This is a genomic window from Streptomyces sp. NPDC007162, from assembly GCF_040634175.1.
Taxonomy (GTDB): domain Bacteria; phylum Actinomycetota; class Actinomycetes; order Streptomycetales; family Streptomycetaceae; genus Streptomyces.
The window spans coordinates 1-22,443 of record NZ_JBEYFC010000106.1; the positions used below are offsets into that span (position 1 = coordinate 1).

A 22,443-nucleotide genomic window follows, 5' to 3' on the forward strand; every position below is an offset into this window, starting at 1 on the left:
GTTCGACGGCCGGCTGATCACCGTGCCGTTCTCCTTCAAGGAGCAGGGCCCTGACGACGTCCCGGTCTATGTCGCCGACCCGGAGCGGGCCGGGCGCGTCGCCGGGATCGCCGTGCGGCACGCGGTGCTCCGGCACAAGCCGAACGCCGAGAAGAAGGTGGCGCTGGTCTTCACCGCGTACCCGACCAAGCACTCGCGGGTCGGCAACGCGGTCGGCCTGGACACGCCCGCGTCGGCGGTGCGGGTGCTGGACGCGCTCCGGGACGCCGGGTACGGCGTCAGCGAACACCCGTCCGAGGGCGACGAGTTGATCCACCGGCTGATCGCGGCCGGCGGGCACGACGTGGAGTGGCTGACCGAGGAGCAGCTGGCCGCCGCGCCGGCACGGGTGCCGCTGGCGGACTACCGGGCGTGGTTCGCGAAGCTCGACCCGGAGCTGCGGGACGCGATGACCGAGGCGTGGGGCGAGCCGCCGGGCCACCTCTACGTCGACGGCGACGACATCGTGCTCGCGTCCCTGCGGTTCGGGAACGTGGTCGTGATGATCCAGCCGCCGCGCGGCTTCGGGGAGAACCCGATCGCGATCTACCACGACCCGGACATGCCGCCGTCGCACCACTACATGGCGGCCTACCGGTGGCTGGAGAACAGTTTCGGCGCCGACGCGATCGTGCACATGGGCAAGCACGGCACCATGGAGTGGCTGCCCGGCAAGGGTCTCGGGCTGAGCGCCGGCTGCGCGCCGGACGCGGTCCTCGGCGACCTGCCGCTGATCTACCCGTTCATCGTCAACGACCCCGGCGAGGGCACCCAGGCCAAGCGGCGCGGCCACGCCACCGTCGTCGACCACCTGGTGCCGCCGATGGCCCGTGCCGACACCTACGGCGACCTGGCCAAGCTGGAGCAGCTGCTCGACGAGTACGCGCTGGTCTCCGACCTGGACCCGGCGAAGGCGCCGGCCGTGCGGGCGCAGATCTGGACGCTGGTCAAGGCGGCCGAGCTCCACCACGACCTGCATGTGGACGAGCAGCCGGAGGACGACGACTTCGACTCGTTCGTCATGCACATCGACGGCTATCTGTGCGAGATCAAGGACGTGCAGATCCGCGACGGGCTGCACATCCTGGGCGGCGGGCCGGTGGGCGAGCCGCGGGTGAACCTGGTGCTGGCCGTGCTGCGCGCCTCGCAGGTGTGGGGCGGACAGGCGAACGCGCTGCCGGGGCTCAGGGCGTCCTTCGCGGCCCACTTCGGGCTGAGCGAGAAGGAGTTGCTGGCCGAGCCGGGCGCGCCGGTGAAGGTGCCGGTGGAGCTGACGGAGCTCGTCGAGGGTCCCTCGCGTACCGCGGCCGACGCGATCGACCTGCTGGAGCAGCTGTGCCGCCGGGTCGCGGAGGGCATGGAGCAGCGGGACTGGGCGGTGGCACAGAGCCGTCCGCTGGTTCGGGAGGTGCTGGGCACCGAACTGCCGGACGCCGTCGCGGTGCTGGAGTTCGCGTGCACCGAGGTCGTGCCGCGGCTGGCGCGGACGACGGACGAGATCGGGCACATCCTGCGCGCCCTGGACGGCGGTTACGTCCCGGCGGGCCCGTCCGGCTCCCCCACCCGCGGCCTGGTCAACGTGCTGCCGACGGGCCGGAACTTCTACTCGGTCGACCCCAAGGCCATTCCGTCCCGGCTGAGCTGGGAGGTGGGCCAGTCGCTGGCGGACTCGCTCGTGCAGCGGTACCTGGCCGACACCGGTGAGTACCCGAAGTCGGTCGGCCTGACGGTGTGGGGGACGTCCGCGATGCGCACCCAGGGTGACGACATCGCGGAGATCCTGGCGCTGCTGGGCTGCCGTCCGGTGTGGGACGAGGCCTCCCGGCGGGTGACCGGCTTCGAGGTGGTCCCGCTCACCGAGCTGGGCCGGCCGCGCATCGACGTCACGGTCCGGATCTCGGGCTTCTTCCGGGACGCGTTCCCGCACGTGGTCGGGCTGATCGACGACGCGGTGCGGGCGGTGGCCGAGCTGGACGAGCCCGCCGGGTCCAACTACGTGAAGGCGCACGCCGACGAGGACACCGCCGAGCACGGCGACCGGCGGCGGGCGACCGCCCGGGTCTTCGGCTCCAAGCCGGGCGCGTACGGCGCCGGTCTGCTGCCGCTGATCGACGCCCGCAACTGGCGCTCCGACGCGGACCTCGCCGAGGTGTACGCGGTCTGGGGCGGCTACGCCTACGGCCGCGGGCTCGACGGCCGGGCGGCACGCGGGGACATGGAGACGGCGTTCCGGCGGATCGCCGTCGCCGCGAAGAACGTCGACACCCGCGAGCACGACCTGGTGGACGCCGACGACTACTTCCAGTACCACGGCGGCATGGTCGCGATGGTCCGCCATCTGACCGGCGCCAACCCCGAGGCGTACGTCGGTGATTCGGCCACGCCGGACCAGGTGCGGACCCGCACGCTCGGCGAGGAGACGCATCGTGTCTTCCGGGCCCGGGTGGTCAACCCCCGCTGGATGGCGGCCATGCGCCGGCACGGCTACAAGGGCGCCTTCGAGATGGCGGCGACCGTCGACTACCTGTTCGGTTACGACGCCACGGCGGGTGTGGTCGACGACTGGATGTACGAGAAGCTCAGCGCGGAGTACGTCTTCGACGCGGAGAACCGGGACTTCATGAAGAAGTCCAACCCGTGGGCGCTGCGCGGGATCACCGAACGGCTCCTGGAGGCCGCCGACCGGGGTCTGTGGGCCGAGCCGGACGCGGACACCCTGGAGCGGCTGCGCGCCACCTATCTGGAGCTGGAAGGCGACTTGGAAGGCGACGAGAAGTGAGTACCCCGTTCCCGTTCACGGCCGTCGTCGGCCAGGACGACCTGCGGCTCGCGCTGCTGCTGAACGCCGTCTCCCCGGCGGTCGGCGGCGTGCTGGTGCGCGGCGAGAAGGGCACCGCCAAGTCGACTGCGGTACGCGCCCTCTCGGCGCTGCTGCCGACCGTGGACGTCGTCGCCGGCTGCCGTTTCTCCTGCGACCCGGCCGCGCCCGACCCGGCCTGCCCGGACGGTCCGCACCACCCGCCCGGCGCGTTCGAGTCCCGTCCGGCGCGCATGGTCGAACTGCCGGTGGGTGCCTCCGAGGACCGGCTGGTGGGCGCACTCGACATCGAGCGGGCGCTCGCCGAGGGCGTGAAGGCCTTCGAGCCGGGCCTGCTGGCCGACGCGCACCGCGGGATCCTCTACGTCGACGAGGTGAACCTCCTCCACGACCACCTGGTCGACCTGCTGCTGGACGCGGCGGCGATGGGCGCGTCGTACGTGGAGCGCGAGGGCGTCTCGGTGCGGCACGCGGCCAGGTTCCTGCTGGTCGGCACCATGAACCCCGAAGAGGGCGAGTTGCGCCCGCAGTTGCTCGACCGGTTCGGGCTCACGGTGGAAGTGGCCGCCTCCCGCGAGCCCGACCAGCGGGTGGAGGTGGTCCGGCGGCGGCTCGCCTACGACGACGACCCGGCCGGTTTCACGGCGCGTTGGTCCGACGAGGAGGCGGCCGTCCGGCAACGGATCGTGGCGGCACGGGAGTTGCTGCCGTCGGTACGGCTCGGCGACGGGGCACTGCGGCAGATAGCGGCGACCTGTGCAGCCTTCGAGGTCGACGGCATGCGCGCCGACATCGTGATGGCGCGGACCGCCACCGCGCTCGCCGCGTGGGCCGGGCGGACCGTGGTGCTGGCCGAGGACGTTCGGCAGGCCGCGCTGCTGGCGCTGCCGCACCGCAGGCGCCGCAACCCCTTCGACGCTCCGGGCCTCGACGAGGACAAGCTGGACGAGACGCTGGAGGAGTTCTCCGGGCAGGACGAGAGCGACGACGACCCGGACCCGGACGGTCCCGGCGGCGGTGGCGGACAGCCGGCGCCGGACCAGGGTCCGCAGGGTGACGGTGGCGCGGGCGCACGGCCCGAGGCCGGGGAGGGCGGCGAACCGCAGGAGGCCTCCGGCGGCTCGGCCGAGCAGGCTCCCGTACGGGCCGCCGAGCCCTTTCGCGCCAAGGTGCTGAGCGTGCCGGGGATCGGCGAGGGGGCCGCCGGGCGGCGGTCCCGGGCCCGGACCGAGCACGGGCGGACCACCGGGGCGCGTCGGCCGCGGGGCACCCTGACCAAGCTGCACCTGGCGGCGACCGTGCAGGCCGCCGCCCCGCACCAGCGGGCCCGTGGCCGGTCAGGGCCCGGGCTCGTGGTCCGGCGGGACGATCTGCGGCAGGCGGCCAGGGAGGGCCGCGAGGGCAACCTCGTGCTCTTCGTGGTCGACGCGTCCGGGTCGATGGCGGCCCGGCAGCGGATGAGCGCGGTCAAAGGTGCCGTCCTTTCGCTGCTCCTCGACGCCTACCAGCGCCGGGACAAGGTGGGACTGGTGACCTTCCGGGGCTCGACGGCCGATGTCGCACTGCCGCCGACCTCGTCGGTGGACGCGGCGGCGGCCCGGCTGGAGTCGCTGCCCACCGGGGGGCGTACGCCGCTCGCGGCCGGGCTGCTCAAGGCGCACGACGTGCTGCGGGTGGAGCGGTTGCGGGACCCGGCGCGGCGGGCGCTGGTGGTCGTGGTGACGGACGGGCGGGCCACCGGTGGTCCGGAACCGGTCGCGCTCGCCGGGCGGGCGGCCCGGCTGTTCGCGGCCGACCAGGTGGCGTCGGTGGTCGTGGACTGCGAGTCGGGGCCGGTGCGGCTGGGGCTCGCCGGGCAGCTCGCCGGTGAACTGGGCGGCACGGCGGTGACGCTCGACGAGTTGCGGGCGGACTCGATCGCCGGACTGGTGAAGGACGTGCAGAGGAGGGCCGCGTAATGCCGCAGGGACAGCCGAGCGTCGTACCGGACGACGGGCTGACGACCCGTCAGCGTCGCAACCGGCCGCTGGTCGTGGTGCACACGGGCGTCGGCAAGGGCAAGTCCACCGCCGCGTTCGGGCTCGCGCTGCGGGCCTGGAACCAGGGGTGGCCGATCGGGGTGTTCCAGTTCGTCAAGTCGGCGAAGTGGAAGGTCGGCGAGGAGAACGCGCTGCGGGTGCTGGGCGCCTCCGGCGAGGGCGGGACCGTCGCCTGGCACAAGATGGGCGAGGGCTGGTCCTGGGTCCAGCGCGACGCGCAGATGGACAACGAGGAGAAGGCCCGGGAGGGCTGGGAGCAGGTCAAGCGGGACCTCTCCGCCGAGACGTACCGGCTGTACGTGCTGGACGAGTTCGCGTACCCGATGCACTGGGGGTGGGTGGACACCGACGAGGTGGTCGAGGTGCTGCGGAACCGGCCCGGGACCCAGCATGTCGTGATCACCGGGCGGAACGCACCCGAGAAGCTCGTCGACCTGGCGGATCTCGTCACCGACATGTCCAAGGTCAAGCACCCGATGGACGCGGGGCAGAAGGGTCAGAGGGGCATCGAGTGGTGATGTCCTCGTCCGTGCCCCGGCTGGTCGTCGCCGCGCCTTCTTCGGGCAGCGGCAAGACCACCGTCGCCACGGGGCTGATGGCCGCGTTCGCCGCCCGGGGGCTCGCGGTGTCCCCGCACAAGGTCGGACCGGACTACATCGACCCCGGGTACCACGCGCTCGCGACCGGGCGGGTGGGGCGGAACCTCGACGCGTACCTGTGCGGGCCGGAGCTGGTCGGTCCGCTGTTCGCGCACGGTGCGCGCGGCTGCGATCTGGCCGTCGTCGAGGGTGTGATGGGGCTGTACGACGGGGCCGCGGGGGAAGGGGAGCTGGCGTCCACCGCTCAGGTGGCGAAGCTGCTGCGGGCGCCGGTGGTGCTGGTCGTGGACGCGTCCTCGCAGTCCCGGTCGGTGGCGGCGCTGGTGCACGGGTTCGCGTCGTGGGATCCGGAGGTGCGGGTCGGGGGCGTGATCCTGAACAAGGTGGCGTCGGACCGGCACGAGGAGCTGCTGCGGGAGGCGCTGGAGGCTGCCGGGGTGCCGGTGTTCGGGGCGCTGCGGCGGGTGGCTCAGGTGGACACGCCGTCGCGGCATCTGGGGCTGGTGCCGGTGGCGGAGCGCCGGGGGGACGCCGTCGAGGCGGTGGCGGCGATGGCCGCGCAGGTCGCCGACGGGTGTGACCTGGGGGCGCTGATGGAGCTGGCGAGGGGTGCGGGTGCGTTGCCGGGTGCGGCCTGGGACGCGGCTGGGGTTCTGGCCTCGCCCACCCACGACCGCCCGTCTCGGTCGGTCGAGCAGGCACCGCCCGTCGTCGCGGTCGCCGGCGGTGAGGCCTTCACCTTCTCCTATGCCGAGCACACCGAGCTGCTCACCGCCGCCGGAGCCGAAGCCGTCGTCTTCGATCCGCTGCGCGACGAGCAACTGCCCGACGGAACCCGTGGGTTGATCATCGGCGGCGGTTTCCCCGAGGTGTACGCCGCCGAGTTGTCCGCAAACGAGCCGCTGCGGAAGGCCGTCGCCGCCCTCGCCGAGCGCGGCGCCCCCGTCGCCGCCGAGTGCGCCGGGCTGCTGTACCTGTGCCGGGAGCTCGACGGGCTGCCCATGTGCGGCGTGCTGGACGCGAGCGCGCGGATGTCGGAGCGGCTCACGCTCGGGTACCGGGACGCCGTCGCCGTGGGCGACAGTGTGCTGGCCGTGGCCGGGACGCGGATGCGGGGGCACGAGTTCCACCGGACCGTGGTCGAGCCGGGGGCCGGCGCGGCGCCCGCGTGGGGCGTGCGCACCCCCCGGCCGCGGGTCGAGGGTTTTGTACAGCAGGGCGTGCACGCGAGTTATCTGCACACGCACTGGGCGTCCGAGCCCGGTGTGGCCCGTAGGTTCGTGGAGAGGTGCCGGACGTCATGAGCAGCAGGCTGGTCGGAGTCGGGGTGGGTCCCGGTGACCCCGAGCTGGTGACCGTCAAGGGGGTCAACGCCCTGCGTGCGGCCGAGATCGTCGTCGTACCCGTGATGGACAGCGGGGAGCGGGGGCGTGCCGAGGCGACCGTGCTGCACTACGTCGGCGCGGAGAAGGTCGTCCGGGTCGTCTTCGCGCTGAACGAGCGCAGTGACCGGGGACGGCGGGAGGCCGCCTGGGACGCGGCCGGCGCCAAGGTCGCCGAATTGCTGCGCGCGCACGGCTCCGTCGCGTTCGCCACCATCGGCGACCCGAATGTCTATTCGACGTTCACCTACCTCGCGCAGACCGTCGCCGCTCTGGTGCCGGACGTGGTCGTGGAGACCGTGCCCGGGATCACCGCCATGCAGGATCTCGCCGCGCGTTCCGGTGCCGTGCTCACCGAGGGGACCGAGCCGCTGACGCTCGTCCCGGTGACGGCGGGCGCCGAGGTGCTGAAGGAGGCGCTGGGCGGGCCGGGGACGGTCGTGGCGTACAAGTTCGGGCGGCAGGCCGGTGCGGTCCTGGCGGCGCTGCGGGAGACCGGGCGGGTCGACGAAGCCGTGTGGGGGTCGGCGCTGGGCCTGGACGAGGAGTCCATCCGGCCGGCCGCCGAGCTCGACGGCGCCCCGCTGCCGTACCTCTCCACGCTGATCGCTCCGCCGCGCCGGGACGCCGGGAGAGGCGGGAAGCTGTGAGCGCCGCGGCGTCAGCCGGAGATGCCCACCACCAGCCAGATGAACGCCGCGCCCGCGACCGTGCACAGCAGCGTCGAACGGGCCGGGTGTTCGTGGTGGGCCTCGGGCAGGATCTCGGCGGCGGCCAGGTAGAGCAGGACGCCGCCGAAGAGGCCCAGATAGCCGCCGAGTACGGCCTCCGGGATGTGGAAGAAGATCGTGGACAGCGCGCCGACGACCGGTGCGCAGGCGTCCGCGATCAGCATGCCTATCGCCCGGCGGCGCGCGTTGCCGTACAGGCTCGTGATGGTGAACGTGTTGAAGCCGTCCGCGAAGTCGTGCGCGATCACGGCCATCGCGACCGCCGCGCCCATGCCGCCGCCCACCTGGAAGGCCGCCCCGACCGCCACGCCGTCCATGGCGCTGTGGCCGACCATCGCGCCGGCCGCCGTCAGGCCCACCTCGGGCGCCCGGTGGTGGTCGTGCTCGTCGCCGCCGTGCGCGGCCTGGCGGGCGGCGAGGGTGCGCTCCACCAGATGGGCCAGGAGGAAACCGGCCACGAACAGGAGCAGGGCGGTCGGCACCCCGAAGATCTCGCGGCCGGCCGCGCGCAGCGCCTCCGGCAGCAGGTCGAGGCCGACCACCCCGAGCATCAGACCGCCGGCCAGGCCCAGGACCAGGTGACGACGGTCGGTCACACGCTGTGCCGTCCAGCCGCCGGCCAGCGTCATCAGGAACGCGCCGAGCGCGACGAAGACCGCCATGTGCCCTTGCTATCCGATCAACCCGCCCCAGCGCACATCCAGCAGCACCAGTAACACCTTTTGTCCAGAGAGGACCGATTTCCCATGGCCGATGCCGCCGCCTCTGCCGCTGCTTCCGACGACGCTGCCTTCGGTGCCGCTGCCTTCGGCGACGCTTCCGTCGGCGACGTTCCCACCGGCAAGGTGACCTTCGTCGGTGCCGGCCCCGGCGCCGCCGATCTGCTGACGTTCCGGGCCGCGCGCGCGATCGCCGACGCCGACGTCGTGATCTGGGCCGCCAGCCTGGTCCAGGCGGAGGTCCTCCAGCACGCGCGCGAGGACGCGGAGATCCTCGACTCCGCGACGATGTCCCTGGAGGACGTCGTCGCCGTGTACGAGCGGGCCCGTGCCGAGGGGCTGCGGGTCGCCCGGATCCACTCCGGGGACCCGGCCCTCTGGGGCGGCACCCAGGAGCAGGTCGACCGGTGTGCCGCGATCGGCGTCGAGGTCGAGATCGTGCCGGGTGTCTCCTCCTTCTCGGCGGTGGCCGCACTGGCCCAGCGCGAGCTGACCATTCCCGAGGTCGCGCAGTCCGTCGTGCTCACCCGGCTCGGCGGCGGCAAGACCCCGATGCCGCCGGGCGAGGAGGTACGGGAGTTCGCCCGCCACGGCACCACCATGGCGATCTTCCTGTCCGCCGCGCGCAGCGGACAGCTGGTGCGGGAGCTGCTGGAGGGCGGCTACCCGACGTCGACGCCGGTCGTCGTCGCCTACCAGGCGACCTGGCCGGAGGAGCTGGTCGTGCGGTGCACGATCGAGACGCTGGAGGAGACGGTCAAGGAGCACAAGCTCTGGAAGCACACGCTCTTCCTGGTGGGACCCGCGCTGGCCGCCCACGGCACCCGCTCGCACCTCTACCACCCCGGCCACTTCCACGGCTTCCGCAAGGCCGACCCCGAGGCCCGCCGGGCGCTGCGTGAACGCGGGGCGAGTACGTGATCACGGTCGTCGGTACGGGGACGGGGGCGCCGCTTCCCCCGGACGTGGCGGCCGGTGCCGGGCTGGTCGTCGGAGGGCGCCGGCATCTGGACGCGGTACGGCTGCCGGAGGGGGCCGAGCGGGTCGTGCTCGGCCCGCTGGCGCCGGCCCTCGACGCCATTGAGCGGCACCTGGACAAGGGCGGCCGGGTGCTCGTGCTGGCCTCCGGCGACCCCGGGTTCTTCGGGGTCGTGCGGGTGCTGGCCGAGCGCTTCGGGGCGGAACGGCTGGACGTACGGGCCGGGGTGTCGTCCGTGGCCGCCGCCTTCGCGCGGGTGGGGTTGCCCTGGGACGACGCGGTGGTGGTGAGCGCGCACGGGCGGGAGGCGCGCACTGCGGTGAACGTCTGCCGGGCGCATCCGAAGGTGGCGGTCCTGACGGGACCGGGAGCGGGTCCGGCGGAGCTGGGCGCAGCGCTGCGGCACGCCTTCGGCACGGCATCGGCACCCGCCCCGGCGTCCGCGTCGGCACCCGCCCCGGCGTCGGCATCGGCGTCGGAGCCCGCGTCGGCGCCCGCCCAGGCGTCGGCATCGGTGTCCGCCCGGGCGGCGGTGTCCGGTGAGCGTGTCCTCGTGGTCGCGTCGGCGCTCGGCTCCGCGCGGGAGCGGGTGGAGTGGGTCACGCCGGCCGAGGCCGCCGGCCGCGACTGGGGTACGGACGTCAGCGTGGTGCTGTGTCTCGACCGGACGCGGGCGCTCGGTGGTGTCCGTACGGTGGCCGGGGCGGCCGCCGGGCCCGCCGGATGGGCCCTGGCGGAGGGCGAGTTCGCGCACCGCGACTCGATGATCACCAAGTTCGAGGTGCGGGCGCTGGCGCTGGCCCGGCTCGGGCCCCGGCTCGGCGACCTGGTCTGGGACGTCGGCGCGGGCTCCGGGTCCGTGGCCGTGGAGTGCGCGCGGCTGGGCGCCGCCGCCGTGGCCGTGGAGAAGGCGGCCGACGGGGTGGCGCGGATCGCCGCCAACGCCCGGACGCACGGCGTGCACGTGGACGTACGGCACGGCTCGGCGCCCGAGGTGCTGGACGAACTGCCCGACCCCGATGCCGTGTTCGTCGGCGGGGGCGGGTCCGAGCTGCCCGCGGTCGTCACCGCGTGCGCGCTGCGGGCCCGGCGGACGGTGGTGGTCGCGATGGCCGCCCTGGACCGGGTACCGGCGGCACGCGACGCACTGACCGGCGCCGGGTTCTCCTGCGACGGGGTGCTGCTGCAGTCGTCGCGCCTCGCGCCGCTGCCCGGTGAGGTGACCCGGCTGGCGGCCACCAACCCCGTGTTCCTGCTGTGGGGGACGCGAACCCCCGTCTCTGAAGGATCTGAAGAAGGAGTTGCTCAGTGATCGGCCTCATTTCCGCCACCGCGGCGGGGGCGGCGGCACGCGACCGGCTGGCCGCGGCATGGCCGGACCGCACTCGGGTGTACGAGGGTCCCGTCGGGGACGCCGTCCGGTCGGCGTTCGCGGAGTGCGAGCAGCTGGTGTGTTTCCTGGCCACGGGTGCGGTGGTGCGGCTGATCGCCCCGCTGCTGGGCGGGAAGGCCACCGACCCGGGCGTGGTGTGCGTCGACGAGGGCGGCCGGTTCGCCGTGTCGCTGGTCGGCGGCCATGGCGGCGGTGCGAACGAACTCGCCGGACAGGTGGGCGAGTTGCTGGCCGCGCAGCCGGTGGTGACGACGGCCACCGACTCCGTCGGGCTGGCCGGCCTGGACACCCTCGGCTTCCCGGTGGAGGGCTCGGTGGCGGCCGTGTCGCGGGCCCTGCTCGACGGTGAGCCGGTGGCGCTGCGCGCCGAGTCGGCATGGCCGCTGCCCGCGCTGCCACTGGCGGAGGAAGGCGCGTACACCGTCCGGCTGACCGACCGTGCCGTCGCACCAGGGGAGCGCGAGGTGCTGTTGCGCCCGCCGTCCCTGGTCGTCGGCGTGGGCGCCTCCGGCGGCGCCCCGGCCGACGAGGTGCTCGCCCTGATCGAGGGTGCGCTGCGGGACGCGGGACTGTCCGCTCGCAGCGTCGCCGAGGTCGCCACCGTCGACGCCAAGGCAGGGGAGCCGGGGATCGTCGCGGCGGCCGCACGGCTCGGGGTGCCCCTGGTGACGTACTCCGCCGCGGAGCTGGCGGGTGTGACGGTGCCCAACCCCTCCGACGCGCCGCTCGCCGCCGTCGGCACCCCGTCCGTCGCCGAGGCCGCGGCGCTGCTGCGCGGGGGTGAACTCCTCGTGCCCAAGCGGAAGTCGGTCCGTGCGGACGGCAGGCCCGCCATGGCGACCTGTGCCGTCGTACGGCGTCCCGCACGCGGGCGGCTCGCGGTGGTCGGGCTCGGGCCCGGCGCCCGGGATCTGCTCACCCCGCGGGCCAGGGCCGAACTGCGGCGCGCCGCCGTGCTGGTCGGCCTCGACCAGTACGTCGACCAGATCCGCGACCTGCTGCGGCCCGGCACCCGGATCCTGGAGTCGGGGCTCGGGGCCGAGGAGGAGCGGGCGCGCACGGCGGTCGCCGAGGCGCGGGCCGGGCACGCCGTCGCGCTGATCGGCAGCGGGGACGCGGGCGTGTACGCCATGGCCTCCCCCGCGCTCGCCGAGGCCTCCGACGACATCGACGTGATCGGGGTGCCGGGGGTCACCGCGGCGCTCGCGGCCGGGGCGGTCCTGGGTGCGCCGCTGGGCCACGACCATGTCTCGATCAGCCTGTCCGACCTGCACACCCCGTGGGAGGTCATCGAGCGCCGGGTGCGCGCGGCGGCCGCGGCGGACCTCGTGGTGACCTTCTACAACCCGCGCTCCAGGGGCCGTGACTGGCAGCTGCCCAAGGCGCTGGCGATCCTCGCCGGGCACCGGGCCCCGACGACGCCGGTCGGTGTCGTACGCAACGCCTCGCGCCCCGACGAGTCGAGCCGGCTGACCACCCTGGGCGCCGTCGACCCGGCGTGGGTCGACATGATGACGGTCGTGACCGTGGGCAACACGGCGACCCGGAACATCGCCGGGCGTATGGTCACCCCGCGCGGCTACCGCTGGCAGGAAGGCTCCCAGGAGGAGGCCCCGTGAACCGAGTCGTCCACCCCATCGAGCAGGAGTCCTTCCGGCGGCTGCGGGCCCGCCTGGACACCTCGCACTTCCCGCCGCTGACCCGGGCGGTGGTGGAGCGGGTCGTCCACTCCGCCGCCGACCTGGAGTACGCGACCGACCTGGTGACCGACGAGGACGACCTGGTGAGGGCGCACGCGGCGCTGCACGCCGGGGCGCCGGTCGTCGTGGACGTGGAAATGGTCGCCGCCGGCATCACCCGCCGCGAGACCGTGTGCCGGCTGCGCGACGCCGAGTCCGGTCCCGGGCTGACCCGTTCGGCGCACGCGATCCGGCTCGCCTACGAGCAGGTCGGGCCCGGCGCCCTGTGGGTGATCGGCAACGCGCCGACCGCCCTGGAGGAGTTGCTGACGCTGGACGCCTCCCCCGCGCTCGTCATCGGGCTGCCCGTCGGTTTCGTCGGCGCGACCGAGTCCAAGGCGGCGTTGCGCGCCAGCGGGCTGCCCGCCGTCAGCAACGTGTCCGAGAAGGGCGGCTCGGCGGTCGCCGCCGCCGCACTCAACGCCCTGCTGTACCACCCCACTTCCGAGGAGACCCTGTGACCACCCCGCCCGCCCTGCTCATCGCCGGCCATGGCACCCGGGACGACGCCGGCGCCGAGGCGTTCCGTGACTTCGTACGGGAGCTGGGCCGCCGCCACCCCGAACTGCCCGTCGCCGGCGGCTTCATCGAACTGTCCCCGCCGCCGCTCGGCGACGCCGTCGCCGAACTCGTGGAGCGGGGGGTACGACGGTTCGCCGCCGTACCGCTGATGCTGGTCTCCGCCGGCCACGCCAAGGGCGACATCCCGGCCGCGCTGGCCCGGGAGAAGGAGCGGCACCCGGGGATCTCGTACACGTACGGGCGCCCGCTGGGCCCGCACCCCTCGCTGCTGGCCGTGCTGGAACGACGCCTCGACGAGGTGCTGGGCGGTGGGGCGCGGACCGCCGAGGACCGCGCCGACGTGACCGTGCTGCTGGTGGGCCGGGGTTCCACCGACCCCGACGCCAACGCCGAGGTGCACAAGGCGGCCCGGCTGCTGTGGGAGGGGCGCGGCTACGCCGGGGTCGAGACGGCGTTCGTGTCGCTGGCCGCGCCGGACGTGCCCGGCGGGCTCGACCGGTGTCTGAAACTGGGGGCGCGCCGGATCGTGGTCCTGCCGTACTTTCTGTTCACCGGGATCCTGCCGGACCGGGTGCGGCAGCAGACCGAGGGGTGGGCGGACGCGCACCCGGAGGTCGAGGTGCGTTCGGCGGATGTCATCGGGCCCGAGCCGGAGCTGCTCGACCTGGTGATGGAACGGTACCGGGAGGCGGTCGCGGGTGATCTGCGGATGAACTGCGACTCGTGCGTGTACCGGATCGCGCTGCCCGGTTTCGAGGACAAGGTGGGCCTGCCGCAGCAGCCGCACTTCCACCCGGACGACGAGGGCCACCCGCACGGCCACGGGCACCACCACCATGACGGGCATGCCCATGCGCACTGACGACGGTTCCGGAGTCGGCCACGACCTGCGGCACCACGGCGACGCGGAGGTCCGTGACGACGGTTCCGCCCTCGTCGACCTCGCGGTCAACGTGCGCTCCGGTACTCCCCCGGTCTGGCTGCGGGAGCGGATCACCGGGTCGCTGGGCGCGCTCGCCGCGTATCCCGACGGGCGGCGGGCGCGGGCGGCGGTGGCGGCGAGGCACGGGCTGCCGGTGGAGCGGGTGCTGCTGACGGCGGGTGCGGCGGAGGCGTTCGTGCTGCTCGCGCGGGCGCTGAAGGTGCGGCGGCCGGTGGTGGTGCATCCGCAGTTCACCGAACCGGAGGCGGCGCTGCGGGACGCCGGGCACACCGTGGACCGGGTGCTGCTGCGGGAGGCGGACGGCTTCCGGCTGGATCCGGCGGCGGTGCCGGAGGACGCCGACCTGGTGCTGGTCGGCAACCCGACCAACCCCACGTCGGTGCTGCATCCGGCCGAGGCGATCGTGCGACTCGCCCGGCCCGGGCGGACGTTGGTGGTCGACGAGGCGTTCATGGACGCGGTGCCGGGTGAGCGGGAGGCGCTGGCCGGGCGGACCGACGTGCCCGGTCTCGTGGTGCTGCGGAGTCTGACGAAGACCTGGGGTCTGGCCGGGCTGCGGATCGGCTACGTGCTGGCCGCGCCGGAGATCATCGGCGAGTTGGCGCGAGTCCAGCCGTTGTGGCCGGTGTCGACGCCCGCGCTGGCGGCGGCCGAGGCGTGTGTGGCGCCGCGAGCGCTCGCGGAGGCGGCGCACGCGGCGCACCGGATCGCGGCGGACCGGGCCCATCTGGTGGCCGGGCTCGCGGAGTTCGCGCCGGAGGGGGTGCGGGTGGTGGAGCCCGCGGAGGGGCCGTTCGTGCTGGTGCGGGTGGCGGGGGCGGCCGCCGTGCGCCGACAACTGCGGACGTTGGGGTTCGCGGTGCGGCGGGGGGACACGTTTCCCGGGCTGGACGAGGAGTGGGTGCGGATCGCCGTACGGGACCGGGGGGTCGTGAACCGGTTCCTGCAGGCGTTCGATCAGGCGCTGATGTTGATACGCGCCTGAACCGCCTGCGATGCAGTGGACCGGGAGGTGTCCCGGTGTCACCGGCTTACCCGTCGCCCCTGCGAGTGGCTACGATCTGGTCCTGCTGCATGCGTCTTACGGGGGATCGCCATGCCGAAGAAGTTCAAGGTCTTCGTGAGCTGGTCCGGGGTGCCGGCACAGAAGTGCGCCCTGCTGCTGCGCGAGAAGCTGCCGCACTTCAACCATCTCATCGAACCCTTCGTGTCGTCGAAGGACATCGCCAAGGGCGACCGCGGATACGACGCGATCGCAGCGCAGTTGCGGGACTCCCAGTTCGGCATCGTGTGTGTCACGCCGGAGAACCGCACCGAACCGTGGATCCACTTCGAGGCCGGCGCGCTCTCCCGCGAAGTGGGCAAGCCGAAACTCGCCCCGCTCCTCCTGCTCGGTACCACGGTGGCGGACCTGGTGGGCACCCCGCTCACCCAGTTCCAGGCCACGTCGGCGGAGACCGAGGAGGACGTGCTGAGCCTGATCAAGAGCATCAACAAGCTGTGTGATCCACCGGCCGACGAGAGACGCCTGGAAGACCTCTTCGCCAAGTACTGGCCGGAGCTGAGGGACGGCCTCGACGAGATCACGCGGAAGGCGAAGGAGCAGCAGCCGGCCACGCCCCCGCCGCGGCCCTCCGCCGAGGAGGTCCAGAACCAGATGCTCTCCCTCCTGCTCAACCAGGTCGACCGCATCACCGCGTTGCAACGCACGGTGGACGGTCTGCGGGCCGAGCAGTCGAGACAGCACGCGAAGGTGCTCTTCGACGGCCTGTTCGCCGCTGCGGAGCAGCCCGGGGCAGCACCGGAACCGGGATCCGGGAGCTGACCCGGTGGCCCGCCCGAGCGAGCGCCTGCGGACGTTGTTCGGCACCCGGCACGGACTCGCGCTGCTGGGACGTACCTATGCCGTCCAGTTCGGCGTGCTGGCCGGTACCGCCCAACTCGTGCTGGCCTTCTGGCCCGATCTCGCCCTGGTCCGCTGGCCCGCCTTCGTCGGGATCGCGGCGCTCGCGTTCCTGGCGGCGAGCGTGCTCGCCCGGCCCAGGGACCGGGTCAGCCGCGACTTCACCCATCCCGACTTCACCGTGACCGTCGAGGTGGGCGACCTTTTCGACCGCGGGTGTCACCTGGTCATCGGTTTCACGGACACGTTCGACACCGACACCGCCGACGAGGCCCTGGTCGCCCGCCGCAGTGTCCAGGGACAGTTTCTGCACCGGGTGCACTCGGGTGACGTCGCCCTGCTCGACGCCCTGCTGGAGGACGCCCTCGCAGGGGTGCCCCCGGTGGGCCGGGAGACGCGGGAGACGAAGCGGACAGGGAAACTGGTGCGCTACCCCGTGGGCACGGTCGCCGTCCTCAAGGACCCGGGGCGCAGCTACTTCTGCGCGGCCTACGGGCGGATGAACAACGACCTGGCCACCAGTTGCAGCACGGAACAGCTCTGGAACAGCCTCGCGCGGCTGTGGGAGGCGATCCGCCTGCACGGGTACCGCGAGGAGGTCGCCATGCCCATCACCGGGTCGGATCTCGCGCGCATCAACAACATGGACCACGCGAGCCTGCTGAAGATGATCCTGCTGTCCTTCGTGGCGCACGCCCGGGCGCGGGGGGTGTGCCGGTCCTTGACCGTGGTGGTGCACCCCCGGGACTACTACCGTATCGACATGCTCGAACTCGGGGTCTTCCTGCGGTCGTTGTGAGACGACGGCACTGTGGGAGGAGGAAGCGGGAGCGGATGCGTGGGACGCCGGCGGACCGGTCTGGGCCGTACTTCTTTCTGAGCTACGCCCGTACCCCGTCCTGGGGCTCCGAGGGCGGCGACCCGGACCACTGGGTGCACCTGCTCTTCCGGGATCTCTGCGAGCACATCATGGCCCTCACCGATCTGCCCGCCGGCTCGCAGGTGGGCTTCATGGACCGGACGCTGCGGACCGGGGAGAGCTGGTCCGAGGCGCTCAGCATGAGCCTCGCCACCTGCCGGGTCTTCGTGCCGCTGCTCTCGCCGCGCTACTTCTCCAACGAGATGTGCGGACGTGAGTGGTACGCGTTCAACGAGCGTGTCGTGCGGGCGAAGGCGGCCGGCGCCCGCGACGCACTGGGGATGGTCCCGGCGCTGTGGACCCGCGTCGACTTCGAGCAGCTCCCGGACTCCGCCCGGCGCCTGCACCTCGACTTCTCCTCGTTCAACCAGCGCTACGAGAACAACGGGCTGTACGGTCTGATCAAACTCAGCCGGCTGCGGGACGACTACGACGAGGCCGTCTTCGAACTGTCCGAGCGGATCGTCCGGGTGGCCCATGAGAGCCGGCTTCCCCCGTCCCGGCCGCCGGTGTTCGAGGAGCTGCCGAGCGCTTTCGACCGGCACCGCGAGCTCCGGCCCCTCAGTATCGTGGTCGCCGCCGCCCGGCAGGACCAGCTCCCCGACAGCCGCGACGCAGGAGCCTACGGCGCGCGGGAGGTCGACTGGAACCCCTATCATCCCTTCGCCGGCAGGCCGTTGGCCATGTTCGCGGAGGAGCTGATCCGCCTCCTCGGGCTCCATGTCGAGGTGTACTCCCTGGACGAGGCCCTCGACCGGTCGAGCGGTTTCAGTCCGTCCCGCGGCCCCACCCTGCTGCTGGTGGATCCCTGGGCCCTGCTGGATCCGGAGCTGAGCGCCAAGCTGTCGTGGTTCGACAAGCGGGCCACTCCCTGGACCCGGGTGATGATCCCCTGGAACCGCGAGGATCCGGACGCCCTCGCCCCGGGGGCGCCCGATCCCACGCGACTGGAGAACGTGATCCCGCAGCTCATCCGGTTCACCCGGGCGGTGTCCAGGGCGTCCGTCTCCGGGGTCGGCAGCCAGGAGTCGTTCCCCGACGCGCTCAGCCCGCTGGTCCGGCACGCGTACGCGGAGTTCGCCCGGCAGTCCCCCGTCGCCGGTCCGCACCCGCGGCCCCGCCCCCGGCTCACGGCTCCCCTCGTCTCCCCGGAGGACTCCGGTGACAGAGAACCGTGACGGGAGGATCATCACCTTCTACTCGTACAAGGGCGGCGTCGGCCGGACCATGGCGCTGGCGAACGTGGCCTGGATCCTGGCTGCCAACGGCCACCGGGTGCTGGCCGTGGACTGGGACCTGGAGACGCCGGGCGGACTGCCTCGGTACTTCAAGCCCTTCCTGCCCCCGGGGTCGCTCGGTACGACCCCGGGCCTGATCGACCTGTTCGCCGACTTCGCGGACGCGGCACGCCGCCGTGGTCTGCCGGACGAGGGCTTCTACCGGCGGCAGGCCGACGTCGAGCACGCCATGTCCGTCAAGTGGGCGTTCCCGGGCCCTGGCTGGCTGAACTGCCTCCCGGCCGGTCGGCAGGACCGCAACTACCACGCGACACTCCAGTCGTTCCGCTGGAACGAACTCGACGGCCGCTTCCTGGAGGCGCTGCGGGAACGCTGGCAACGCGACTACGACTTCGTGCTGATCGACAGCCGGTCCGGCATGGGCAGCGCGGTCGACATCTGCATCCGCGAGCTGCCGGACACCCTCGTCAGCTGCTTCACCCTCAACGACCAGAGCATCGACGGCGCGGCGCTGACCGCGCAGCACGTGCTGGGCAGGCCGGGGGGCCGGGAGATCCGCGTCCTGCCCGTGCCGATGCGGGTCAACACGGCCCGCAGAGCGGCCTTCGCGGCGGGCCAGGCGATGGCCAGGGCGCGTTTCGCGGGCCTGCCGCACGGGCTGTCCGCGGACGCCGCCCACCGCTACTGGCAGGAGAACCGCATCCCGCATCGCACGGGCTACGAGCACGAGGAGGTGCTGGCCACCTTCAAGGACCCGCCCGGTGAGACGGACAGCCTGCTGTCGGCCTACGAGAGGCTGACCGCGGCGATCACCGGTGGGCGGGTGACGCGGCTGCCCGAGCTCGACGAGAGTCTGCGCAAGTACCACCTCGGGGCGTTCCGGCGTCCGTTGGCTCCCGAGACGACACCGCTCGTGCTGCTCTCGGTGCCCCAGGACCGGATGTGGGCCGACTGGGTGCGGCACGTGCTGACGCAGGCCGGTTTCCAGGTGGTCCCCTCGGCCTTCGACGCCGGCCGGCAGGACGGCGCCGCCCCACGCACGGTGATCCTGCTGTCGGCGGCGTTCCTGGGCTCCCCGCGCTCGGGCGTGGACTGGCCCTCCGCCGAGGGCGCGCCCCCGCCCGTGCTGCTGAGGATCGACGACTCGGCGGCGTCGGCACCGCCGTTGGCGCGGTTCGCCCCCGTCGAACTCACCGGGCTCGACGAGGAACAGGCACGGACGGCCGTGCTGCGCTCCGTCGGCGCCAGGGATTCCGCCTCCCCGGACGGTACCGCTCCCGGCTTCCCGAACCATCTGCCCGCGGTCGCTGAGGCGCCGCCGCGCAACCCGCGCTTCCTCGGACGGGACGTCCCGCTGGACACCGTGCACGACGCCCTGGGGGTCAGCCGCCGGGTGGCCGTGCGCGCCACGGGGATGGGGATGGGCCGCCGCCAGCTGGCCGTCGAGTACGTGCACCGGTTCCGCGCCGACTACGACCTGGTGTGGTGGGTGCGCGGGGTGGAGCGCCGGCTCGCGACGCAGTCACTGGCCCGGCTGGCCGCGGCCGTGGGGCTGCCGCCGCGGGACAGTGCCGAGGACGGGGCCGCCGAGGTGCTGTCCCACCTTCAGGCCGGGCAGCCGTATGCCCGCTGGCTCCTGGTGTACGACGACGCCGCCGACCCGGAGGAGCTGGCCGGACTGCTGCCGTCGGGGCCCGGCCGGGTACTGCTCACGGTGCGCGACGCCGCTTGGGAGAGCCGGGCCCACACCGTGGTGCTGGACCACATCGCGCCGATCAGACGGGTGGAACTGCTGCGGGGCCGGGCGCCGGACCTGAGCGCCCTCTCGGCCACCGACCTCGCCAAGGCGCTCGGCGAGCTGCCCCCGCTCGCCCTCGACCAGGTCGGCGCGTGGCTGGCCGCGACCGGCGGCACGGTGGACGAGTGCCTCGGCGAGCTGGGCCTGGGCGGGCCTGCCCCCGGTTCGGACGTCCCGAGGTCGGTGGCGGCCCAGGCGCCGACGAGGATGGCGCAGACCGCTCTGCGGAAGAGATCACCCGCCGCCTGCCGTCTGCTCCAGCTGTGCTGCTGTTTCTGGCCCCTGGAACTGTCGTTGGGGACCGTGTGCGGCGCCGAGGCCCTCGCGGTGCTGCGCCGGCACGACCCCGCGCTGCGGGCGCGGTCCCAGCTCGAAGACCTCGTCGCGGAGCTGGAGCGGTTCTGCCTGGCGGAGGTCGACCGCCTCGGGAAGGAGACACTCAGGGTGCACCGGCTCGTACAGGCCGTCGTGCTCGCGGACCTCAGCCCGGAGGAGCAGGAGTCGGCCCGGCGCGACCTGCACAGTCTCCTCCACGCGACGTCCGCCTGACGTCCGCTCAGGCGACCGCCGCCCCGTTCAGCACCACCAGCCGGGGGGACGCCAGGACGCGTACGTCGGCGCGCGGGTCGCTCTCGTACACCACCAGGTCCGCCGGTGCGCCCTCCTCCAGACCGGGCCTGCCGAGCCAGGCGCGGGCCGCCCAGCTGGTCGCGGCGAGCGCGTCGACGGCCGGGATGCCGGCGGTGACCAGCTCGGCGACCTCGTCGGCCACCAGGCCGTGGGCGAGGCTGCCGCCGGCGTCCGTGCCGACGTACACCGGGATGCCGGCGTCGTAGGCGCTGCGCACGGTGTCGTAGCGGCGCTCGTGGAGCCGGCGCATGTGGGCCGACCAGCGCGGGAACTTCTCGTCGCCGCCGGCCGCGAGCTGCGGGAAGGTCGCGATGTTGACGAGGGTCGGGACGATCGCGACGCCCCGTGCGGCGAAGAGGGGGATGAGGTCCTCCGTCAGACCCGTCGCGTGCTCGACGCAGTCGATGCCGGCCTCGACGAGGTCCTGGAGGGAGTTCTCGGCGAAGCAGTGCGCGGTGACCCGGGCGCCGAGCCGGTGGGCCTCGGCGATGGCCGCCTCGACCGCGTCGCGCGGCCAGCTGGGGGCGAGGTCGCCGAGGTCGCGGTCGATCCAGTCGCCGACCAGCTTGACCCAGCCGTCGCCGCGCCGGGCCTCCTGGGCGACGTACGCGACCAGGTCGGCCGGTTCGATCTCGTGGGCGAAGTTCCTTATGTAGCGGCGGGTGCGCGCGATGTGCCGGCCGGCCCGGATGATCTTCGGGAGGTCGTCGCGGTCGTCGACCCAGCGGGTGTCGGAGGGCGATCCGGCGTCCCGGATGAGGAGGGTGCCGGCCTCGCGGTCGGTGCGGGCCTGCTTCTCGGCGGTCGCCGCGTCGACCGGGCCGTGCGGTCCGAGGCCGACATGGCAGTGGGCGTCGACCAGGCCGGGGAGCGTCCAGCCCGCGACGGTCCTGATGTCACGGGCGCCGACGGGACGGTCGTAGGAGACCCGGCCGCCCACCACCCACAGTTCGTCGCGGACGTCCTCGGGCCCCGCGAGGACCCGGCCCTTCACGTGCAGCACCGCCTGATCGCTCATGGGGGTCAGCCTAGGACGACGGGGGCCCCTCACCGACACGGCTCAGCAGCCGGCCGCCGTGCACCCGGGGGGCGTCGAAGGACCGCCAGTTGATGTGCGTTCACGGCGGAACCCTCGCACAGCACACTGACAGCCGGCCCCGGCCGCCTACTCCGGGGTCTCCTCCTCCACCTGGGCCATGGCCGGGTCGAGCAGCCGGGACAGGAAGTGGCGGGTGCGGGCGTGGGCCGGGTCGCCGATGACCCGGTCGGGGGTGCCGTCCTCGACGATCACCCCGCCGTCCATGAAGACGACCCGGTCGGCGACCTCGCGGGCGAAGGTCATCTCGTGGGTGACCACCATCATCGTCATGCCCTCGTCCGCGAGCATCCGCATCACCGCGAGGACGTCGCCGACCAGCTCCGGGTCGAGCGCCGAGGTGGGCTCGTCGAAGAGCATCACCTCCGGGCCCATCGACAGCGAGCGGGCGATGGCCACACGCTGCTGCTGGCCGCCGGAGAGGGAGGCCGGGTAGGCGTCGGCCTTCTCGGACAGGCCGACCCGTGCGAGGTTCTCGGCGGCGACGCGCGCGGCCTGCGCCTTGTCGCGGCGGAGCACCCTGCGCTGCGGGAGTGTGAGGTTCTCGGTGACGGTGAGGTGCGGGAAGAGGTTGAACTGCTGGAAGACCATGCCGATCCGGCGGCGCACGGCGTCGATGTCGACGTCGGGGTCGGTCAGCTCGGTGCCGCCGACGAACACCCGGCCCTCGGTGGGCTCTTCGAGGAGGTTGACGCACCGGAGCAGGGTCGACTTCCCGGAGCCGGACGGGCCGATCACGCAGACGACCTCACCCCGGCCGATCTCCAGGTCGATGCCGCGCAGCACCTCGTTGTCGCCGAAGGACTTGTGCAGGCCTCTCAGCTCGATCTCGGGTCGGCTCATCGCACGGCCTCCTGCGCCTTGGCCTCCATGCGGCGCACGACGAAGCCGAGCGGGATCGTGACCAGCAGGTAGCACAGGCCGGCGACGAGGATGGGCGTGGAGTTGGCGGTCGT

At 73.4% G+C, this 22,443-nt stretch carries 18 protein-coding genes and 1 pseudogene; 15 read left to right on the forward strand and 4 right to left on the reverse strand.

From position 1 onward, the window contains the following. The 5 genes from cobN to cobI form a co-directional block, all read left to right on the forward strand. Nucleotides 1-2,818: cobaltochelatase subunit CobN (gene cobN, locus ABZ646_RS15415; protein WP_360518237.1), on the forward strand; the 2,818-nt coding region annotated here is incomplete at its 5' end. After that, entirely contained in the window at nucleotides 2,815-4,815 is a 2,001-nt protein-coding gene (locus tag ABZ646_RS15420) for a putative cobaltochelatase (protein ID WP_360518240.1), read from the forward strand. The genes cobN and ABZ646_RS15420, both read left to right, overlap by 4 nt. Next, nucleotides 4,815-5,414 carry a cob(I)yrinic acid a,c-diamide adenosyltransferase gene (gene cobO, locus ABZ646_RS15425; RefSeq protein WP_360518243.1) on the forward strand — a complete coding sequence of 200 codons (600 nt, stop codon included), beginning with the start codon at nucleotides 4,815-4,817 and terminating at the stop codon, nucleotides 5,412-5,414. The genes ABZ646_RS15420 and cobO overlap by 1 nt, the downstream gene beginning before the upstream one ends. Further along, nucleotides 5,414-6,799: a cobyrinate a,c-diamide synthase gene (locus ABZ646_RS15430; protein WP_360518246.1), complete on the forward strand. Its 1,386-nt coding sequence runs from the start codon at nucleotides 5,414-5,416 to the stop codon at nucleotides 6,797-6,799. The genes cobO and ABZ646_RS15430 overlap by 1 nt, the downstream gene beginning before the upstream one ends. Further along, nucleotides 6,796-7,527: a precorrin-2 C(20)-methyltransferase gene (cobI, locus tag ABZ646_RS15435; protein ID WP_360518249.1), complete on the forward strand. Its 732-nt coding sequence runs from the start codon at nucleotides 6,796-6,798 to the stop codon at nucleotides 7,525-7,527. The genes ABZ646_RS15430 and cobI overlap by 4 nt, the downstream gene beginning before the upstream one ends. Nucleotides 7,528-7,538: 11 nt before the next feature. Here cobI and ABZ646_RS15440 read toward each other — a convergent pair whose 3' ends face one another. Further along, the gene (locus tag ABZ646_RS15440) at nucleotides 7,539-8,270 is read right to left on the reverse strand and encodes a ZIP family metal transporter (protein ID WP_360518252.1); all 732 of its coding nucleotides are present in this window, start codon (nucleotides 8,268-8,270) and stop codon (nucleotides 7,539-7,541) included. Between the two features lie 84 nt (nucleotides 8,271-8,354). Here ABZ646_RS15440 and cobM point away from each other — a divergent pair, with 84 nt between their 5' ends. From cobM to ABZ646_RS15490, 10 genes are all read left to right on the forward strand, one after another. Further along, nucleotides 8,355-9,248 carry a precorrin-4 C(11)-methyltransferase gene (gene cobM, locus ABZ646_RS15445; protein WP_360518255.1) on the forward strand — a complete coding sequence of 298 codons (894 nt, stop codon included), beginning with the start codon at nucleotides 8,355-8,357 and terminating at the stop codon, nucleotides 9,246-9,248. Further along, on the forward strand, nucleotides 9,245-10,618 hold the full coding sequence (gene cbiE / locus ABZ646_RS15450) for a precorrin-6y C5,15-methyltransferase (decarboxylating) subunit CbiE (RefSeq protein ID WP_360518258.1): 1,374 nt from the start codon (nucleotides 9,245-9,247) through the stop codon (nucleotides 10,616-10,618). Before cobM ends, cbiE begins: the two co-directional genes overlap by 4 nt. Then, the gene (cobJ, locus tag ABZ646_RS15455; protein WP_360518261.1) at nucleotides 10,615-12,318 is read left to right on the forward strand and encodes a precorrin-3B C(17)-methyltransferase; all 1,704 of its coding nucleotides are present in this window, start codon (nucleotides 10,615-10,617) and stop codon (nucleotides 12,316-12,318) included. Before cbiE ends, cobJ begins: the two co-directional genes overlap by 4 nt. Next, complete coding sequence (locus tag ABZ646_RS15460) at nucleotides 12,315-12,899, forward strand: precorrin-8X methylmutase (protein ID WP_360518264.1); 585 nt, start codon at nucleotides 12,315-12,317, stop codon at nucleotides 12,897-12,899. Before cobJ ends, ABZ646_RS15460 begins: the two co-directional genes overlap by 4 nt. Further along, nucleotides 12,896-13,822 (forward strand): sirohydrochlorin chelatase, encoded by a 927-nt coding sequence (locus ABZ646_RS15465; RefSeq protein ID WP_360518267.1) that lies wholly within the window; start codon nucleotides 12,896-12,898, stop codon nucleotides 13,820-13,822. The genes ABZ646_RS15460 and ABZ646_RS15465 overlap by 4 nt, the downstream gene beginning before the upstream one ends. Beyond that, entirely contained in the window at nucleotides 13,797-14,888 is a 1,092-nt protein-coding gene (cobC, locus tag ABZ646_RS15470) for an Rv2231c family pyridoxal phosphate-dependent protein CobC (RefSeq protein WP_360518270.1), read from the forward strand. The genes ABZ646_RS15465 and cobC overlap by 26 nt, the downstream gene beginning before the upstream one ends. A gap of 111 nt (nucleotides 14,889-14,999) precedes the next feature. Next, entirely contained in the window at nucleotides 15,000-15,728 is a 729-nt protein-coding gene (locus tag ABZ646_RS15475) for a TIR domain-containing protein (protein ID WP_360518273.1), read from the forward strand. A gap of 4 nt (nucleotides 15,729-15,732) precedes the next feature. After that, nucleotides 15,733-16,605, forward strand: coding sequence for a macro domain-containing protein (locus tag ABZ646_RS15480; protein ID WP_360518276.1), 873 nt, complete (start codon nucleotides 15,733-15,735; stop codon nucleotides 16,603-16,605). A gap of 35 nt (nucleotides 16,606-16,640) precedes the next feature. Beyond that, nucleotides 16,641-17,903, forward strand: coding sequence for a TIR-like protein FxsC (locus ABZ646_RS15485; RefSeq protein ID WP_360518279.1), 1,263 nt, complete (start codon nucleotides 16,641-16,643; stop codon nucleotides 17,901-17,903). After that, nucleotides 17,887-20,310 (forward strand): AAA family ATPase, encoded by a 2,424-nt coding sequence (locus tag ABZ646_RS15490; protein WP_360518282.1) that lies wholly within the window; start codon nucleotides 17,887-17,889, stop codon nucleotides 20,308-20,310. Before ABZ646_RS15485 ends, ABZ646_RS15490 begins: the two co-directional genes overlap by 17 nt. A gap of 7 nt (nucleotides 20,311-20,317) precedes the next feature. Here the strand turns inward: ABZ646_RS15490 and ABZ646_RS15495 are convergent, their stop codons facing one another. The 3 genes and pseudogenes from ABZ646_RS15495 to ABZ646_RS15505 all read right to left on the reverse strand — a co-directional run. Continuing rightward, nucleotides 20,318-21,409 carry an amidohydrolase family protein gene (locus tag ABZ646_RS15495; RefSeq protein WP_360518285.1) on the reverse strand — a complete coding sequence of 364 codons (1,092 nt, stop codon included), beginning with the start codon at nucleotides 21,407-21,409 and terminating at the stop codon, nucleotides 20,318-20,320. 147 nt (nucleotides 21,410-21,556) lie between these two features. Next, nucleotides 21,557-22,330, reverse strand: a complete 774-nt coding sequence (locus ABZ646_RS15500) for an amino acid ABC transporter ATP-binding protein (RefSeq protein ID WP_360518288.1) — start codon at nucleotides 22,328-22,330, stop codon at nucleotides 21,557-21,559. Then, nucleotides 22,327-22,443: pseudogene (locus tag ABZ646_RS15505) on the reverse strand (amino acid ABC transporter permease); the annotation flags it as partial. The gene ABZ646_RS15500 and the pseudogene ABZ646_RS15505, both read right to left, overlap by 4 nt.